Genomic DNA, 16,914 nt, shown 5'->3' with positions numbered 1-16,914 from the left:
ACACACCCGAGCGCATCGATGCTGGTTTCGATACGCGCTTCGCGCTCCTCAACCAGCGAACCGTGAGAAGAGAAGAAACCCGTGGCTGAACAGCTTCGACTGGCCCGCAATGTGCAGGCCATCAACTGGAACAAGATCCAAGACGACAAAGACGTCGAGGTGTGGAACCGTCTCGTGAACAACTTCTGGTTGCCCGAGAAGGTTCCGCTCTCGAACGACGTGCAGTCGTGGGCCACGCTGACGCCGGCCGAGCAGCAGCTGACGATGCGGGTGTTCACCGGGCTGACGCTGCTCGACACCATCCAAGGCACCGTCGGCGCCGTCTCGCTGATTCCCGACGCGGTGACCCCGCACGAGGAGGCGGTGTACACGAACATCGCCTTCATGGAGTCAGTGCACGCCAAGTCGTACTCGTCGATCTTCTCGACGCTGTCGAACACGAAAGACATCGACGAGGCGTTTCGCTGGTCGACCGAGAACCCGAACCTGCAGAAGAAGGCAGACATCGTTCTCGACGACTACCACGGTGACGACCCGCTGAAGCGCAAGGTCGCCTCGACGCTGCTCGAGTCGTTCCTGTTCTACTCGGGCTTCTATCTGCCGATGTATTGGTCGTCGCGGGCGAAGCTCACGAACACGGCCGACCTGATTCGTCTCATCATCCGTGACGAAGCTGTGCACGGGTACTACATCGGCTACAAGTTCCAGCGCGGGCTCGAGAAGGTCGACCAGGCCAAGCGCGACGAGATCAAGGACTACACGTTCGCGCTCGTCTACGACCTCTACGAGAACGAGACGCAGTACACGCAAGACCTGTACGACGAGGTCGGTCTGACCGAAGACGTCAAGAAGTTCTTGCACTACAACGCCAACAAGGCGCTGATGAATCTCGGCTACGAGCCGATGTTCCCGAAGACGGTCACCGACGTGAACCCGGCCATCCTCTCGGCCCTCTCGCCGAACGCCGACGAGAACCACGACTTCTTCTCGGGCAGCGGTTCGTCGTACGTCATCGGCAAGGCCGTGAACACCGAAGACGAAGACTGGGACTTCTAGGCTCCTCTCGCCCACCCGCGCGTAGGATCGTGGCGTCGGAGGGCGTCGGAGGCCTAGGCGGCGCCGCCCTGAGCGGCCACGTCGTCGGAGTCGGCGGGCAGCTGGCCCACCAGCTCCTCGGCCTCGTCGGCGTCATCGGCCGACGCGGCCGCCTCGCTGGCGCGCTTGCCGAGCTCGACGGCGACCAGCGACCCGATGATGCCACCGCCGAGCGCCAGCACCCCACCGAGTACGCCCCAGCGGCGCTTGCCGAAGAGGGAATCGAGCGAGACCGTTCCCGGCCCGTCTTCGCTGAGAGCGGTGACCGCGGCGATCAGCACGGCGTTGTACTCGAAGCCGCCGCCGCTGTTCCACACGCCGTTCTTCCAGTGCACTTTGCGCACCGCGGTCAGCATGGTCGCCACGAGCCCGGCGGATGCCACGGGCGTGAGCAGCCCGAGTGCGAACGCCGCTCCGCCGAACGTCTCGGTACCGGCCGCGAGTACGGCGTTGCGCCTCGCGGGCTTCATGTCGATGCTGCTCATCATCTTCTCGGCACCGTCGAGGCCGGGGCCGTCGAACGAGCCGGTGAGCTTCTGCAGTCCGTGGCCGACGAAGAGCCCGCCGATCAGCAGTCGAAGAAAGAGCTTGCCAAGATTCATGAGTGCCTCCGCCGGGGTGGATGATCGAAACCACAGGTTCTGCCTGCTGCCACGCTAGCGCACTCGCCCGGCGACCGATCGGGGCTTGACGCGACCGACCGGGGTTCGCCTCCCCGAGTCGAGGTCTGGTGGTCCGCTGCGACCGCGGCGCTACGCGGCGCCCGCACGCGGCGTAGGGCAGGATTGAAGCCATGAGCCCGTCGCTGAACGTCGTTGTCGCGCCCGATTCGTTCAAGGGCAGCGCGACCGCTGCCGAGGTGGCTGCGGCCATCGGCGCCGGCTGGCGTGACGCCCGCCCAGACGACACCGTTCAGCTGCTGCCGATGGCCGATGGCGGCGAGGGAACGATCGACGCCTTCGCCCTCGCGGTGCCCGGCGCGATTCGAATCGCGGTCAGGGTAACCGGCCCCGACGACCGGCCCGTCGAGGCCGAATGGCTGTGGCTGCCCCCGGCGCCGGGCGACACGGGTACCGGCGGCACCGGCGTGGTGGAGCTCGCGAACACCAGCGGCATCACCCTCCTCGACCCGCTTCGTCCGCTGGATGCCCACACCATCGGCTTCGGCCAGGCCATCGCCGCGGCGCTCGACCACGGCGTCGACAAGCTCCTGCTCGCCATCGGGGGCAGCTCGTCGACCGACGGCGGCGCAGGAGCGCTGAGCGCCCTCGGCGCCCGCTTCCTCGACGGCGCAGGCGAGCCCATTGTGCCCGGCGCCCGCGGTCTGGCCGCCCTCGCCTCCGCCGACCTGACTGGGCTCCGGGCGCTGCCGACCGACGGCGCCGTGGTCGTCACCGACGTGACCAACCCGCTGCTCGGTGAGAACGGCGCGGCCGCCGTCTTCGGCCCGCAGAAGGGCGCCGACCCCGACACCGTGGGCGAGCTGGATGCCGCACTCGCCACGCTCGCCCGTGTGCTCGGCGCCGACCCGGCTGCCATCGCCGCCGTCGACGCCCCCGTCGATCTGCAGGAGTGGTCGGAGGGCGACCTCGGCTACATTGCCGACCCGGTGACGGGCGAGGCCGACGTCTCGGGGTTCGCGCCCGCGCCAGACGGCGACGGCTCGGGCGATGTATCCCGTGACGGCGGCGTTGCCGCGCCCCACGGGCAGGCCTCAGCGGGCAACGGCGCCATTGCCGCGATCGACCTCGCCGCGCCGGGGGGAGGAGCCGCGGGCGGAACCGGGTTCGGTCTGCTGGTGTGGGGCGCGAGCATCCGTGCCGGGGCCGACGCCGTGGGAAGCGCCATCGGGCTGCCGGCCCAGATCGAGACGGCCGACGTCGTCATCACGGGCGAGGGGCGGTTCGACAACCAGTCGGCGGCCGGCAAGGTTCCGGGCTACGTTCTGGCGCTCGCCCAGCGCTTCGACGCGTTCGCCCTGCTGGTGGCGGGCAGCATCGAGACCGACCCCGACGACTTCGCCGCCTTAGTCTCGCTGACCGAGCTCGCCGGCAGCTCGGCCGAGGCGATCGCCAACCCGAAGCCCTTTCTGCACGCGGCGGGGAGGTCGCTGGCGAAGGGCGACGCGAAGACGCCCGCGGCGGCGCTCTGAGGCGTGCGATGAGCATCCTGATCGAGGCCGACGAGCTGCGTGCCCTAGTGCAGCAGGATGCACCCGTGCGCGTTCTCGATGTGCGCTGGAGCCTGGCGCAGCCCGACGGGCGCCCTGCGTATCTGGCCGGGCATATTCCCGGTGCGGTATACGTCGACCTCGAGGCTGACCTGGCGGGTCACGGCGCGCCGTCAGATGGCCGGCACCCTCTGCCCGCGGTTGACGATCTGCAGGCCGCCGCCCGCCGCTGGGGTATCGACGACGGCGACACGGTCGTCGTCTACGACGATCTCGGCAACCTGTCGTCGGCCCGCGCGTGGTGGCTGCTCGGCCACGCCGGCGTCTCCGACGTGCGGATGCTCGACGGCGCCCTGCGCGCCTGGACCGACGCCGGCCTCCCCCTCGAACACGGCGAGCGCACGATCACGCGGGGCACGGTGCACCTGTCGTACGGCAGTCGTGCCACGCTCGCCATCGACGAGGCGGCCGAACTCGCGCGCACCGGAGTCCTGCTCGACGCCCGCGCTCCGGAGCGCTTCCGCGGCGACGTCGAGCCGGTCGACCCGCGGGCGGGCCACATCCCGGGCGCGGTCAACGCCCCGGCGGCGGTGACCCTCGACGCGACCGGCCGCTTCCTTCCCAGAGAGCAGCTGCGCGCGACGTTCGAGGCGCTCGGTGTGCGACCGGATGCCCCCACCGGCGTCTACTGCGGCTCGGGTGTGATGGCTGCGGCCGACATCGCGGCCCTCGCCCTCGCGGGGTTCGACGCCGCACTCTACCCGGGCTCATGGTCGGCCTGGTCGAACACCCCCGGCCGCCCGGTGGCCACGGGGCTCGCCGCTCCCGCCGCCACCGCTCCCGCCGTCGCTCGCGCCACCACTGCCGCGCAGACTCCGGGTGCCACCAACCGCCGAGCCGCGACGGACGAGTAGCAACGACAGGTGTCAGCCGTCGAGCTCCGCTGCGTCGAAGAGGGCCGTCGTCTGCAGCACGATGCCGTTGCCGTCGGGGTCGTCGATGGTGACGTACGTGCCCCACGGCGCGCGCTCGATCTCGCCGATCGAAACGCCGAGCGTGCGGAGGCGTTCGACCTCGCCGTCGAGGTCGTCGGTCTCGAGCACGATGCCCTTCACCGAGCCCGCCGGCATCGTGCCGAACCAGGTGACGAGGGTGATGGCGGTCTGCGCACCGGGTGGCGACACGACAACCCAGCGCATGTCGGGAGACATCTGCACATCGTCGACGAGGTCGAACCCCAGGGTGTCGACGTAGAAGTCACGCGCCCGGTCTTGATCGCTCACCGGAACCGAGAACAGCCGCACGTGGGTGATCGTCATGCCCACATCATGCGCGCGTGCCGCGCCTTCCGTCAACCGCGGGTGGTCAGTGGGGCTGGGGGAGTGAGCCGAGCACCTGCGCGGCGCGGTACTGGGCGGCGATGGCGGGCACGGTGGCCACCTCGAGCTCGGCCACGAACGAGACCGGCCAGGTGGGGCGGGCGCCCGTGAGGGTCCAGGCGGCCTGGCGGGCGGCCCCGTCGGCCACGTACTCACCCGGCGTCGGAACCGACACGGGTGCGTCGAACACCTGCGCGGCGACGGCCTGCACGGCCGCGTTCTGCGCCGCGCCGCCGATCAGCAGCACGCGCTGGGTGTCGACGCCGAGGTCGCGAATGGCGGTCACTCCGTCGGCGAGGCCGCAGAGCATCCCTTCGATCGCGGCACGCGCCAGGTTCTCGCGGGTGGTCGAGGCGATCGTCAGGCCGGCCAGCGTGGCGGTCGCCTCGGGCTGGTTCGGGGTGCGCTCGCCTTCGAAGTACGGCACGAGCACCGCGCCGCCCGCGCCGGGCTGGGCGGCCAGCGCCAGGCGGGCGAACTCGTCGTAGTCGACGCCGAGCAGCGCGCTGATCGACGCCAGGATGCGCGCCGCGTTCAGCGTCACGACGATGGGCAGAAAACCGCCCGCGGCGTCGGCGAAGCCGGCGACGGTGCCGCTCAGGTCGGCGACCGGATGATCGGTGACGGCGAAGGCGGTGCCAGAGGTTCCGATGCTGATGACCACGTCGCCCGCGGTGGCGTCGAGGCCGAGCGCGGCGCCAGCGTTGTCGCCCGCGCCCGCTCCGACCACGATGCCCGCCGGGATGATCGACGCGGGTGCGCCGGCGGCGTCGCCGGAGGCGTACGAGGCGTCGCCCGGGTGGTCGACTGTCACGCCGGCGACCTCGCCGGTCTGCACGACGCGCGGCAGGGTGACCGGAGCCTGCCCGTGGGCACGATCCGCCTCCTGCTCGGCCTCCGCCTCGAGGGCTGACTCGGCGCCGGCCTCGTCAGTGAGCTCTGCGACTCCGAGGGCCTCGACGGCTGGGCGGCCGAACGCCGTCTCGAACAGCCCGTAGTCGTAATCGTTCGTCGCCGGGCTCCAGTACGAGGTGCCACTGGCGTCAGAGCGATCGGTGGTCAGAGCATCCAGTACCGGGCCGAGCGGGGACTCGTCAGCAGGGCCGTAGCCGAGCAGCCGCCAGGTCAGCCAGTCATGGGGGAGGGCCACTGCGGCGACCCGAGCAGCATTCTCGGGCTCGGCATCGCGCAGCCAGCGCAGTTTCGTCGCGGTGAACGAGGCCACCGGCAGAGATCCTGAGCGTGCGGCGTACCCGTCGGGCCCATCGGTGCCCACCTCTTCGCGCAGGGCGGTGGCGGCGGCGGCGCTGCGGGTGTCGTTCCAGAGCAGCGCGTCGCGAATCACCCGCCCGTCGGCGTCGAGCACCACCATGCCGTGCTGCTGGCCGGCGATCGACACGGCAGAGACATCGGCGAACCCGCCTGCGTCGGCGATGGCCTTCTGCAGGGCATCCCACCACGCCGCCGGGTCGACCTCGGTGCCGTCAGGATGCCCGGCGCGCCCTTCGCGCACCAACGCCCCCGTGTCGGCGTCACGGATGACGACCTTGCAGCTCTGCGTACTCGAGTCGACTCCGGCGACGAACATCGGTGTTCCTTACATGTGTTCGGTGATGGGGATGGTTGGTCTCGATACGCGCTGTGCGCTACTCGACCGGCGGTGGCGCGCCGGTTGAGTAGCTCCGCAGGAGCGTATCGAAACCGCGGTGGGGCGCTGGTTGGTCTCGATACGCGCTGCGCGCTACTCGACCGGCGGTGGGGCGATGGTTGGTCTCGATACGCGCTGCGCGCTACTCGACCGGCGGTGGGGCGATGGTTGGTCTCGATACGCGCTGCGCGCTACTCGACCGGCGGTGGGTGGGCCGCTGGTTGAGTAGCTCCGCAGGAGCGTATTGAAACCCCCCGACCAGTACGACCTAGCGCGCGCCCGTGAGGTGCTCGAGCGCGAGCTGGTTGAGGCGCACGAAGCCGAAGCCCTTGCCATTGAAGTACTGCGCGCTGTCGAAGTCTTCGTAGGCGCTGCGGTCGGCGAGCAGGTCGTCGTACGTCTCCCCGTCGTTCAGGGTCGGCTCGGCGAGCTCGGTGACGCGCGAAGCAGCCAGCGCCTCCTGCACCTCGGGGTCGGCGCGGAAGGCCGCGGCGCGCTCCTTGAGCAGCAGGTAGGTGCGCATGTTCGCCGCAACCGAGTCCCAGACGCCCGTGAAGTCTTCGGTGCGCGACGGCTTGTAGTCGAAGTGGCGCGGGCCGTCGTACGTGGGGCCGCCGTTCGGGCCGCCGTTCTCGAGCAGATCGACGAGCGCGAACGCGTTGTACAGGTCGCCGTGACCGAACACGAGGTCTTGGTCGTACTTGATGCCGCGCTGGCCGTTGAGGTCGATGTGGAACAGCTTGCCCTGGTACAGCGCCTGAGCGATGCCCGACGCGAAGTTCAGCCCGGCCATCTGCTCGTGCCCGACCTCGGGGTTCACGCCGACGAGCTCGGGGCGCTCGAGGGTCTGGATGAACGCCATGGCGTGACCGACGGTCGGCAGCAGAATGTCGCCGCGGGGCTCGTTCGGCTTTGGCTCGATGGCGAACCGGATGTCGTAGCCCTTGTCGGTGACGTAGTCGCCCAGCAGGTTGACTGCCTCGCGGTAGCGCTCGAGCGCCGACCGGATGTCTTTCGCGGCGTCGTACTCGGCGCCCTCGCGGCCACCCCACATGACGAACGTCTTGGCGCCCAGCTCGGCGGCGAGGTCGAGGTTGCGCAGCACCTTGCGCAGCGCGAAGCGGCGAACCTGGCGGTCGTTCGACGTGAACCCGCCGTCTTTGAAGACAGGAGCGCTGAACAGGTTCGTGGTGACCATCGGAACGATGACGCCGGTCGACTCGAGCGCGCCCGTGAGGCGGTCGATCTGCTTCTGGCGCTCGGCGTCGGTCGAGCCGAACGCGAACAGGTCGTCGTCATGGAAGGTCAGGCCGTATGCGCCGGCCTCGCTGATCTTCTCGACGCCCTCGACCACGTCGAGGGGAGCGCGGGTGGGGCCGCCGAACGGGTCGGCGCCGTTGTAGCCGATCGTCCAGAGTCCGAAAGAGAATTTGTCGTCGCGGGTGGGCGTGAGAGACATGCCGTAGTGCTCCAGTCAGCATCGTTGGTGATACAGGTCGTTGAGTTCGGGTGACCGGGCCCGCCGGGAAGCGGGCCGAAATAGTTACCTCGCCCAACATATTCCGGATGCCCGGCGGTTGTCAAAGGTCGGCTGGGGCTTGACGCGGTTGGCCCGACCGTGTTGATCTGAGGTCGATGCCAGCGATGCGGTATATGTTCGTAGTGTCAACAAAGCGTCGCGGGCGGCGCTGCAACCCCCGGAGGGAGCCCTGCCGATGACCCTGACACGTGCATCCCGGCCCCTCTCTGCCGGCGTGGGCAACCGCAACGACCAGACGCGCAGGCACAATCTCTCCACACTGCTCACGATGCTGCACCACGGCGGGGCGCAGACCCGGGCTCAGCTGACGCGCCAGGCCGGGCTCAATCGCTCGACCATCGGCGCCCTCGTCACCGAACTGGCCGACCTCGGTCTCGCCTACGAGACCGACCCGCAGGATTCGGGGCTCGTCGGGCGCCCCAGTCCGCTGGTGCATGCCAACGAGAAGGTCGTGGCGATCACGGTCAACCCCGACGTCGACGCCATCACGATCGGCCTCGTCGGGCTGGGGGCGGTGCTGCACAAACGCATCCGGTTCGAGACGGCGGCGGTGCCGACGGTGCGCGAGACCGTGAACGTGGTGTCGGCCGTGCTGGCGGGCATGCGCACCGAGCTCGAGGCGCAGTTTCGGGTCGTGGGCGTGGGGGTGGCCATCCCGGGGCTCGTGAACTCGAACGACGGCACGGTGCTGCTGGCGCCGCACCTCGGCTGGCGCGACGAGCCGGTCGCGGCGCCGCTGGCCGATGCGCTCGGCTTCGCCACCCGTGCCGCGAACGACGCAGGGCTGGCGACCGTGGCCGAGAGCCTCTACGGCAGCGGTCGCGGGGTGCACGACCTCGTCTACCTGAACGGCAGTGCCAGCGGCATCGGCGGCGGCGTGCTCGCTGGCGGGTCGATGCTGCGCGGCAGCCAGGGCTTCGCGGCCGAACTCGGCCACACCCTCGTGAACAGCCGGGGCGAGCGCTGTCACTGCGGCAAGACCGGTTGCCTCGAGACCGAGGTCAACCTCGACCGGCTGCTCGCCGTGCTGGGTCGTGACAGTCTTGGGCTCGACGAGCTCGACGAGCTTCTGCTGAACGAGACCCTGGCCCCGGATGTTCGTGCCGAGGTCGATCGGCAGCTCGACGTTCTGGCACTCGCCATCGGCAACTTCGTGAGCGTGTTCAACCCCGAATCGGTGGTGCTCGGCGGTTTTCTCGGGTCGCTCTACGAGGCGAATCCCGAGCGCCTGCGAGCGGCGGTGCGCGAACTGACGCTCGGTTCGCTGGGTGAGACGCTGCGTATCGACCGGGCCCAGCTGCGCTCACGCCTGCTCACGATCGGGGCGGCCGAACTGGCCTTCGGTGATCTGCTGGCCGACCCCGCCGGCACGGCGTTCTAGCAGGCGGCACCGCCGCACGACTGCGGAAGCGCTGCGGCGCAAGGCCCCCGTGGCTCGCGGTGGCGTCGCGTAGGGTCGGTGGATGACCGTTCCCGGCCCCCTCACCGACCCCGCCAAGGCGCGCCGCGTGCGCCGGTTCTGGCCGCTCATCTCGGGCGTGATCGCCGTGCTGCTCGCCGCCGTCACCGGGCTCATCATCGCCCTGCGCGACCGCGGCGCCCCCACCGAGATCGACACCGACTGGATGGACGAGATCATCGAGCACCGCTCACCGGTGTGGACCCTGCCGTCCCTGTTCATGAACTATCTCGGTGGGGGAGTCGTGGGCGTGTTCGTGGTGCCGGTCGGCATCATCGTGGTGCTCCTGCTCTTCCGGCGGCGCTGGGCCGCGCTGTTCTTCCTGATCGCCTCCGTGCTGAGCGCCGGTCTGGTGCAGCTGCTGAAGGCGACATTCGGCCGCGCACGGCCGTCAGAGATCCTGGTGACCGCCGACTTCGGCTCGTTTCCGAGCGGCCACACCGCCAACGCCGCGACCATCGCGGTGTGCCTCGCGATCATCTTTCCGCGGGTGTGGGTGTGGGCGGCAGGCGCGGCCTACGTCGTGCTGATGCTCTTGAGCCGCACCTACCTCGGAGCGCACTGGCTCACCGACACCCTCGCCGGAATGCTGATCGGGGCGGGCGTGGCCATCATCGTGTGGGCACCGTTCGCCGTGAAGCTGTGGGAGGAGCGCGCCAGGCCGCATCCGTTCGTGTTCGCCCGGCCACGGGCATCCGGTACCCTCGGGCCATGAAGATACTTTTGGTGGGCGCCGGCGGCGTGGGTGACTCGATCGCGAAGATCGCGGCCCGGCGGGCGTTCTACGAGCAGATCGTCGTGACCGACTACGACCTGGCCCGGGCTGAGCGCACCGTGGCCTGGATCGCGGCGCGGCACACGCCCGAGGTCGCGGCGAAGTTCACGGCCGATCGCATCGACGCCTCTGACGCGAGCGACGTCGAGAGGGTCGCCCGGCGGCACGGCACCACGCACGTCATGAACGCGGTCGAGCCGAAGTTCGTGCCCACCATCTTCGCCGGGGCCCTGGCCGCCGACGCCAACTACGTCGACATGGCGATGAGCCTGTCAGAGCCGCATCCGACCGACCCCTACAGCGAGACCGGCATCAAGCTCGGCGACGACCAGTTCGCGCAGAGCGCTGACTGGGAGCTGAAGGGCACGCTTGCGCTCGTCGGCATGGGCGTCGAGCCGGGCCTCTCCGACGTGTTCGCGCGTTATGCCGCCGACCACCTGTTCAGCGAGATCGACGAGCTCGGCACCCGCGACGGCGCCAACCTCGTGGTGCGCGACGACGACGGCACCGAGGTGTTCGCTCCGTCGTTCAGCATCTGGACCACGATCGAAGAGTGCCTGAACCCGCCCGTGATCTGGGAGAAAGATCGGGGCTGGTTCACGACCGCGCCGTTCAGCGAGCCCGAGGTCTTCGACTTTCCGGGCGGCATCGGCGCCGTGGAGTGCGTCAATGTCGAGCACGAAGAGGTGCTGCTCATGCCGCGCTGGGTCGACGCCAAACGGGTCACCTTCAAGTACGGGCTCGGTAATGAGTTCATCGGCATCCTGCGCACCCTGCACCAGCTGGGCCTCGACAAGACGGCCCCGCTCACGGTGCGCTCGGCGAACGGGCCCGTTCAGGTCGCACCCCGCGACGTGGTGGCGGCAGGCCTGCCCGACCCGGCGACCCTCGGGCCACGGATGACCGGCAAGACCTGCGCGGGCCTCTGGGTCACGGGCACCGGTGTCGACGGCTACCCGCGCGAGGTGTACCTGTACCACGTGGCCGACAACGAGTGGACGATGGCCGAGTACGAGTCGCAGTGCGTGGTGTGGCAGACCGCCCTCAACCCGGTGATCGCACTCGAGCTGCTGTCGCTCGGCGTGTGGGGAGGCAGTGGTGTGCTCGGCCCGGAGGCGTTCGACGCGCTGCCGTTCCTCGAGCTGATGGCGCTGCCCGTGGAGGAGGGCGGCTACGGCCAGGCCTGGGGGCTCGAAGACCGCGCGGTGTGAGGCGGCACCCTGTGAGGCGGCACCCTGTGAGGTCGCGTCAGAGGTTCGCCGACGACATCAGTGCGATCATCAGCAGTGAGAGCGCCGCGATCGCACCGACCAGGCAGAAGGTGCGCACCCACGGCCAGCGTTCGAACCAGTACACGAGCTCTGGATGATCTGCTCGCAGCTGCGCCCGGGTGAGCGCCTCGGCCGACACCCGCACCGGCACGCCGTAGGCGTTCGCGACCGCGTGCACGCTCTCGTCACCCCAGTACTGCCCGCGCATGCGCAGCAGCAGCTCGCCCGCCGCGTCGAGCACGAAGAGCTGGGGTGCGGTCTCCATGCTCTGGCCGCGGTAGACCTGCACGACCAGGGCGCTCGCGATGCGCTTGGCCGCGATGCGGCGGTTGTGGGTGAAGAACCCGTTCTCGACCAGTGCGTCGGGTTCGATCACCACGCGAACCCGTGAGAGCAGGTAGACGGCACCGAAGTAGGCCAGGGTGATGACAGCGATGACGGCCAGCACTCTCGGCCACGTGCCGCGCGGAATGGCGAACCAGAGCATCGCCGCAAAGACCGGCAGCGTGAGGGCTGCGGCGACGGCGCGCGACTGCGCGAACAGCGTGCGGCTCGGGCGGAGGGTTCGAGGCGTGGCGAACGGCGTCGCGTGCAGCACTGTACTTTCCATCTCACCCCTCGCAGGCGGCGGAATCGGTGCGCGCGTACCCGCGCCCCTCGTCACCGGGCTCTGCTGCACACCAGTGTCGCCTATCGCGCTCGACGTGTATAGGCCGCATTAAGGGGGACACCGGGGTCAGACGGCACCGCTTACGCCTGTGTCCGTGCCGGTGCCGGTGCCGCTGCCGGTACCGGTGGCGGTGGCAGCGCCACTGTCGGCGGTGGCAGGGCGCATCTCGGTGCCGGTGGCGGTGCCTGTGCCTGTGTCGTGACGCTTCTCGTCGTCGCTGCGCGCCTTCAACTGCGCCTGCAACGCCGTGATCTGCGCGGCGAGGTCGTCGACCTGCTTCTTGCTCGCGCCCGTGCGGTTGGCGTCGTGGGCGCGTGACCGCTCGCCCAGGTACGAGGCCAGGGTTCCCGTGATGGTACCGATGAGGGCCACTCCGCTCAGCATCAGTGCCGCCGCGACGAGGCGGCCCTGGGCGGTGATGGGCACGAAGTCTCCGTAGCCGACCGTCGTGACCGTGACGATGGCCCACCAGAGGGCGTCGGGCAGGTTGAGGATGTTCGCTCCGGGAGCGTTCTGTTCGGCATCCAGAACCCCCAGCGCACCCACGTACACGACGAGGATGAGCGTCGACAGCACGTACAGGCCGACGCGGCCGCGCAGCCGGCCCCCCTCGGTGGTGGGCGGCAGCAGGTCGGCGAGCTTCACCAGCCGCAGCAGCCGCAACGGCTCAAGCGCCGGCAGCAGGGTGATGGGAATCTGGTACCAGTTCTTGCGCACCCACTGCCGGCGGTTCGGGCCGGCGATGGCCAGGTTCACGACGTAGTTGATGACGAACGCCACCCACACGACGATCATGACGCCGTAGAGGAATGCCAGCGTGAAGCCCTGCGAGTTGGCGATGACCTTCACCGAGTAGGCGACCAGGAAGAGCAGCGCTGCGATGTTCAGCGGCCACTCGGTGACCGTCTGCCAGCGCTCCTGCGTCATGCGCGCGTGGGGCTCGCGCTCGGAAGTCATGCATTGAGTATTGTGGGTGCATGGCCGAATCTGGAAATTCCGAAGAGATATGGATCGGCGACGTTCACGTTGCGAATATTCGTGAGGAGCACGGTCACGGCGACCGCCCGTTCCGGGTCGAGAGCGTGAACGGCAAGCTGCTCAAAGAGCTGGCCGACAAGCACGCGGCCGAGGTGTGGATCGCGCTGCACACCGACACGATCACCGAGCGCGAGCTCGGCTGAGCCCTCGGGCCGGCCGCAGCGGGGCAGTAGCGTGAGCAGCCCGCTCGGCACCGTTCTGCGCACCCGCGGAACGATCTACCTGCTCGGCACCTCGCTCGTCGGCCGCCTGCCGACCGCGATGGCGGCCCTCGCCATCGTTCAGCTCGTGCGCCTGCAGGGCGGCGGCTACACCCTGGCCGGCACCATGACGGCCGCCTACATCGTCGCTGGCGCGTTCGGCCAGCCCCTGCTGAGCAGGCGTATCGACCGGGTCGGGCAGACCCTGGTGCTGCTGATCTCGGCCGTGGTGAGCGCGGCCGCCTTCGTGTGTCTGGCGCTGCTCGCCGCCCCGGTGCCGGTGCTCGGGCTGCTCTGTGCGGTCGTGGCGGGCGTGTTCACGCCGCCGCTCGAGCCATCGCTTCGTACCCTCTGGCCCCGGATGCTCGGCGAGGGCCGCACGCTGAAAGCCGCCTTCAGCCTCGACGCTGGTGCGCAGGAGATCCTGTTCATCGTGGGCCCCCTGCTCACCGTGCTGGGCATCGCCTGGTTCGGATCGACCGGCGACGTGGTGTTCGCGGGGCTGCTCGGGTTGGCAGGGGCCGTGGCGTTCGCCGTGCATCCGGTGTCGCAGGGAGCGGGGCGGCCGGTTGCGGCACCGCCCGGCGAGGCTCGGTTGCCGGAGGCGGGGAGGCCGGTTGCGGCAGAGGCGGGGTCGGGTGCGTCGGGCGGTGTGGCGCGGGGTGGTGCCGGCGGGCATCCGTCGCCCCTGCGCAACCGGCAGTTCGTACGCATACTGGTGTTCACGTTCGGGGTGGGGATTCCCGTCGGGGTTCTGACGATCGCCGTGACGGTGTTCGAAGACCAGCACGCAGCGCCGGGGTTCGCCGGCTGGGCGCTGGCGGCCAACGCCTTCGGCGCGCTCATCGGTGCCACGGTGCTGGCCGTGCGGCCGCTGCGTGCGGCCCCGCAGCGGGCGATGTGGGTGTGTGGTCTGCTGCTGGCGGCGGTCTATGTTCCGCTCGCGGTGGGGTCGGCCGGGGCCGGCTACTATCTCGTGGCCGCTGTCGTGTCAGGACTGCTGCTTCCGCCGACGCTCACCCAGATCTTCGAGACGGTCGAGCAGGTCAGTGCACGGTCCGGGCTCACCGAGGCGAACGCCTGGGTGGTGAGCGCCATCAACCTCGGCATCGCGTTCGGCACGCTGGGCGCGGGCGCGGTGGCGAACACGCACGGCACCTACACGATCACGGTGGTGGTCGGGGTGGCCGTGCTGGTCACCGCCGGGCTCGCGCTGCTCGTACGGCCCCGGCGGCTCGGCGTCGCCGGGGCGTGAGGCTGACAGCTAGTCGACGACGATTCCGACCTCGGTCAGCACCTGGTCGTACACCTTCGTGAGGTCGGTCGCGGGCTGGCAGGTGAGGTCGAAGTACAGGCCGGAGTCGAGCTGCGTGAACGCGCGGGCCGCGGTGATCCAGTGGGTGCCGTCGCTGTCGGTGCCTGTGAGGGTGCGGGTCTTCACGATGTCGCCCGAGCCCGAGTACTGGTAGTCGACCGAGTCGGTGACCGCATACTGGTCGACGTCGTCGGCGGTGGCGTTGTCGACGTAGACGAGGAAGTTGTCGGTGGTCGCCTGGTCGTCGCCGTCGACGACCGTCACCTTCGTGCCGAGGTCGCCCTGAAAGAACTTCAGCGTGCACTGGTTGTCGCTCGAGGTGAACGACCAGCTGCCGGTTCCCGTATCGGGGGTCTTCACGACCCACGACGGGTCTGAGCTGAGGTTGTCGGCGAAGCTCGCCGTGTTCAGTGCCGTCAGCTGCTGGCCCGCGCCGAAGGTCAGATCGCCCGTCGGCACCGAGCCCGACGCGCCGTCGGTCGGCTCGGGCGTCATCGATGAGAGGTAGTTGTTCTCGTCGTTCAGCAGCTCACGGTCGCGGGCCGCATTCGTGCCGGCGGTGACAAGAGCGATGATCAGGATGATCGTTCCGACGATACCGAGCACGATGCCGAGGTAGCCCAGAATGAGCCCGGCGATCGCGAGGCCGCGGCCCTTCTCGCCGGTGCGCTTGATCTGGTGCAGCGCGATGTGCCCGGTGATGACGGCGGCGAGCGACACGAAGAACGCCGCGATCAGCGAGATGATCGCGAGCACGTTGTAGCCGCCCTGCGGGGCGGGGGGTTGGCCCGGCTGGCCCGGCTGGCCGGGTTGGCCCGGCTGGCCCGGCTGGCCGGGGATCGCGTACATGTCGGGCGCGGCAGGGGGCGGGGGTGGTGGGGCGTAGCCGTTCACCGGGGTGGGTGAGCCGGGTTGCGGGGCGGGAGAGCCGGGTTGCGGGGCGGGAGCCGGCGCGGCGGGCGGTGCCTCGGGTGGCGTCGGCGGGATGACCGGGCTCGGCGGAGTGGGCGGCACCGCGGTGGGTTCGGCTGGGTTCTCTGGCGGCAGGTTCGAATCGCTCATCGCGTGCTCCCTCATCGTTGCGAAGAATTCCACAGTCTAGTGAGGTGCTCGCGCTCGCCGTCGGCGGTTGCGCCGCACGCCGTCGAACCGATAGGGGCTGCGGATTCGAACCCGGGGGTGGGGGTTGCGCTGCACTCTGTCGGCGGAGGATGGGGGATTCGAACCCCCGAGAGCTTTCACTCAACACGCTTTCCAAGCGTGCGCCATAGGCCACTAGGCGAATCCTCCTGGCGGGCAGCCTCTGTCGGAGCAGAAACGACCAAAGAGCATCCTACGGCATCCGCGCCGAGCGCCCGGTTCGGCATCGGCCCGGCGCTCGCTCGGCATCCCCTCGGCTCCCGCCGGCGCGCGCACGTCGCCGCCCGTCGCCAGCCCAGCGCTCGCTCAGCATCCCCTCGGCGTCGGCTCGGCATCCGCCCCGCCGCGGCGCGCCGGTCAGTACCGCACGGCCGCCAGAGCGTCGGGGATGGGGGTGTCGCCCGAAATCGCCTCGAACTGGGCGTTGATGGCGATGCCGTCGAGCACGGCCGCAACGACCAGGGCTGCGACGTCGGCGCGCGGAATCGTGCCACGGCCGGTCGACTCGGCCAGCTCGACCTCGCCCGTGGCCGGGTCGTCGGTGAGGCCACCGGGGCGGATGATCGTGTAATCGAGGTCGCGCTGGCGGATGTTCGCGTCGGCCTCCGACTTCGCCCGCAGGTACACCTGGAAGACGTCGTCGGAGGTGGGGTCGAACGAGTCGGCTCCCATCGAGGAGATGAGCACGAGACGACGGATGCCCGCCGATTCCGCCGCGTCTGCAAGGAGTATTGCCGCGTCACGGTCGACGGTGAACTTGCGTTCTGCGCTCGATCCGGGGCCGGCACCAGCCGCGAAGACCGCCGCGTCGACGCCCTGGAGGTCGATGGCGAGCGTGCGGGCATCCACTTTCTCGAGATCGACGACGACGGGGATTCCGCCGGCGGCGAGGATGTCGCTGGCATGTTCGGGGTTGCGGATGATGGCGATTGCCTCGTGACCGGCAGTCGAAAGCTGTCGTTCGATGTGCAGGGCGATGGCGCCGTGACCTCCGGCGATGGCGATTCTCATGAGTCAATACAATCGCGCTGCGGAGGAGAAGCCAACCGTGACCGGTCGATTGGGAGGGTTTCGGAGGCCGCGTCGCGCGCGGGCGGCGGAACGGGTAAACTGGCCGACGGCTCCCTGCGTGGCGCCATCCAGGCCAACTCCCCCAGGGCAGAAATGCAGCAAGGGTAACCGGGCTCTGGCGGGTGCGCAGGGGGTCTTTTCTG

16 protein-coding genes, 1 tRNA gene and 1 other RNA gene are annotated in these 16,914 nt (G+C 69.7%); 9 read left to right on the top strand and 9 right to left on the bottom strand.

Going from position 1 to position 16,914, the window contains the following annotated elements:
* Positions 1-81 precede the first annotated feature (81 nt).
* Positions 82-1,056 carry a class 1b ribonucleoside-diphosphate reductase subunit beta gene (gene nrdF / locus V3W46_RS16455; protein ID WP_331784224.1) on the top strand — a complete coding sequence of 325 codons (975 nt, stop codon included), beginning with the start codon at positions 82-84 and terminating at the stop codon, positions 1,054-1,056.
* 53 nt (positions 1,057-1,109) lie between these two features.
* Here the strand turns inward: nrdF and V3W46_RS16450 are convergent, their stop codons facing one another.
* Positions 1,110-1,697, bottom strand: coding sequence for a DoxX family protein (locus V3W46_RS16450; protein WP_331784223.1), 588 nt, complete (start codon positions 1,695-1,697; stop codon positions 1,110-1,112).
* Positions 1,698-1,888: 191 nt separating this feature from the next.
* Between V3W46_RS16450 and V3W46_RS16445 the strand changes: the two genes are divergently transcribed.
* Together V3W46_RS16445 and V3W46_RS16440 are read left to right on the top strand one after the other, a co-directional pair.
* The gene (locus V3W46_RS16445) at positions 1,889-3,247 is read left to right on the top strand and encodes a glycerate kinase (RefSeq protein ID WP_331784222.1); all 1,359 of its coding nucleotides are present in this window, start codon (positions 1,889-1,891) and stop codon (positions 3,245-3,247) included.
* An 8-nt stretch (positions 3,248-3,255) separates the two neighbouring features.
* A complete protein-coding gene (locus V3W46_RS16440; protein ID WP_331784221.1) occupies positions 3,256-4,179 on the top strand; it encodes a sulfurtransferase in 924 nt (307 codons plus the stop codon).
* Positions 4,180-4,191: 12 nt separating this feature from the next.
* Here V3W46_RS16440 and V3W46_RS16435 read toward each other — a convergent pair whose 3' ends face one another.
* The 3 genes from V3W46_RS16435 to xylA form a co-directional block, all read right to left on the bottom strand.
* On the bottom strand, positions 4,192-4,584 hold the full coding sequence (locus tag V3W46_RS16435; RefSeq protein WP_331784220.1) for a VOC family protein: 393 nt from the start codon (positions 4,582-4,584) through the stop codon (positions 4,192-4,194).
* A gap of 46 nt (positions 4,585-4,630) precedes the next feature.
* Positions 4,631-6,232, bottom strand: a complete 1,602-nt coding sequence (locus V3W46_RS16430; protein ID WP_331784219.1) for a xylulokinase — start codon at positions 6,230-6,232, stop codon at positions 4,631-4,633.
* 328 nt (positions 6,233-6,560) lie between these two features.
* Positions 6,561-7,751 (bottom strand): xylose isomerase, encoded by a 1,191-nt coding sequence (gene xylA / locus V3W46_RS16425; protein WP_331784218.1) that lies wholly within the window; start codon positions 7,749-7,751, stop codon positions 6,561-6,563.
* Positions 7,752-8,007: 256 nt separating this feature from the next.
* On the opposite strand from xylA, the gene V3W46_RS16420 reads away from it, so the two are divergent.
* The 3 genes from V3W46_RS16420 to V3W46_RS16410 all read left to right on the top strand — a co-directional run bounded on the left by V3W46_RS16420 (position 8,008) and on the right by V3W46_RS16410 (position 11,277).
* A complete protein-coding gene (locus V3W46_RS16420; protein WP_331784217.1) occupies positions 8,008-9,213 on the top strand; it encodes an ROK family protein in 1,206 nt (401 codons plus the stop codon).
* 82 nt (positions 9,214-9,295) lie between these two features.
* Positions 9,296-10,006, top strand: coding sequence for a phosphatase PAP2 family protein (locus tag V3W46_RS16415; RefSeq protein ID WP_331784216.1), 711 nt, complete (start codon positions 9,296-9,298; stop codon positions 10,004-10,006).
* Positions 10,003-11,277, top strand: coding sequence for a saccharopine dehydrogenase family protein (locus V3W46_RS16410; protein ID WP_331784215.1), 1,275 nt, complete (start codon positions 10,003-10,005; stop codon positions 11,275-11,277). Before V3W46_RS16415 ends, V3W46_RS16410 begins: the two co-directional genes overlap by 4 nt.
* 37 nt (positions 11,278-11,314) lie before the next feature.
* Here the strand turns inward: V3W46_RS16410 and V3W46_RS16405 are convergent, their stop codons facing one another.
* Positions 11,315-11,947 carry a hypothetical protein gene (locus tag V3W46_RS16405; RefSeq protein ID WP_331784214.1) on the bottom strand — a complete coding sequence of 211 codons (633 nt, stop codon included), beginning with the start codon at positions 11,945-11,947 and terminating at the stop codon, positions 11,315-11,317.
* A gap of 126 nt (positions 11,948-12,073) precedes the next feature.
* Entirely contained in the window at positions 12,074-12,964 is an 891-nt protein-coding gene (locus V3W46_RS16400) for a potassium channel family protein (protein ID WP_331784213.1), read from the bottom strand.
* Positions 12,965-12,984: 20 nt separating this feature from the next.
* On the opposite strand from V3W46_RS16400, the gene V3W46_RS16395 reads away from it, so the two are divergent.
* The gene (locus tag V3W46_RS16395; protein ID WP_331784212.1) at positions 12,985-13,188 is read left to right on the top strand and encodes a hypothetical protein; all 204 of its coding nucleotides are present in this window, start codon (positions 12,985-12,987) and stop codon (positions 13,186-13,188) included.
* A gap of 31 nt (positions 13,189-13,219) precedes the next feature.
* Positions 13,220-14,500, top strand: a complete 1,281-nt coding sequence (locus tag V3W46_RS16390) for an MFS transporter (RefSeq protein WP_331784211.1) — start codon at positions 13,220-13,222, stop codon at positions 14,498-14,500.
* A 9-nt stretch (positions 14,501-14,509) separates the two neighbouring features.
* Here the strand turns inward: V3W46_RS16390 and V3W46_RS16385 are convergent, their stop codons facing one another.
* From V3W46_RS16385 to V3W46_RS16375, 3 genes are all read right to left on the bottom strand, one after another.
* Positions 14,510-15,622, bottom strand: coding sequence for a DUF4190 domain-containing protein (locus V3W46_RS16385; RefSeq protein ID WP_331784210.1), 1,113 nt, complete (start codon positions 15,620-15,622; stop codon positions 14,510-14,512).
* A 143-nt stretch (positions 15,623-15,765) separates the two neighbouring features.
* Positions 15,766-15,850 (bottom strand) — tRNA-Ser (locus tag V3W46_RS16380).
* 207 nt (positions 15,851-16,057) lie between these two features.
* The gene (locus tag V3W46_RS16375; protein ID WP_331784209.1) at positions 16,058-16,711 is read right to left on the bottom strand and encodes an NAD(P)H-binding protein; all 654 of its coding nucleotides are present in this window, start codon (positions 16,709-16,711) and stop codon (positions 16,058-16,060) included.
* 105 nt (positions 16,712-16,816) lie between these two features.
* Here V3W46_RS16375 and ffs point away from each other — a divergent pair.
* Positions 16,817-16,913: signal recognition particle sRNA small type (gene ffs, locus V3W46_RS16370), an RNA gene on the top strand.
* The last annotated feature ends 1 nt before the right edge of the window (position 16,914 follow it).

Origin of the sequence: Subtercola sp. YIM 133946 (genome assembly GCF_036553535.1) — a bacterium.
GTDB lineage: Bacteria > Actinomycetota > Actinomycetes > Actinomycetales > Microbacteriaceae > Subtercola.
This window is presented reverse-complemented; position numbering and strand designations above follow the sequence as displayed.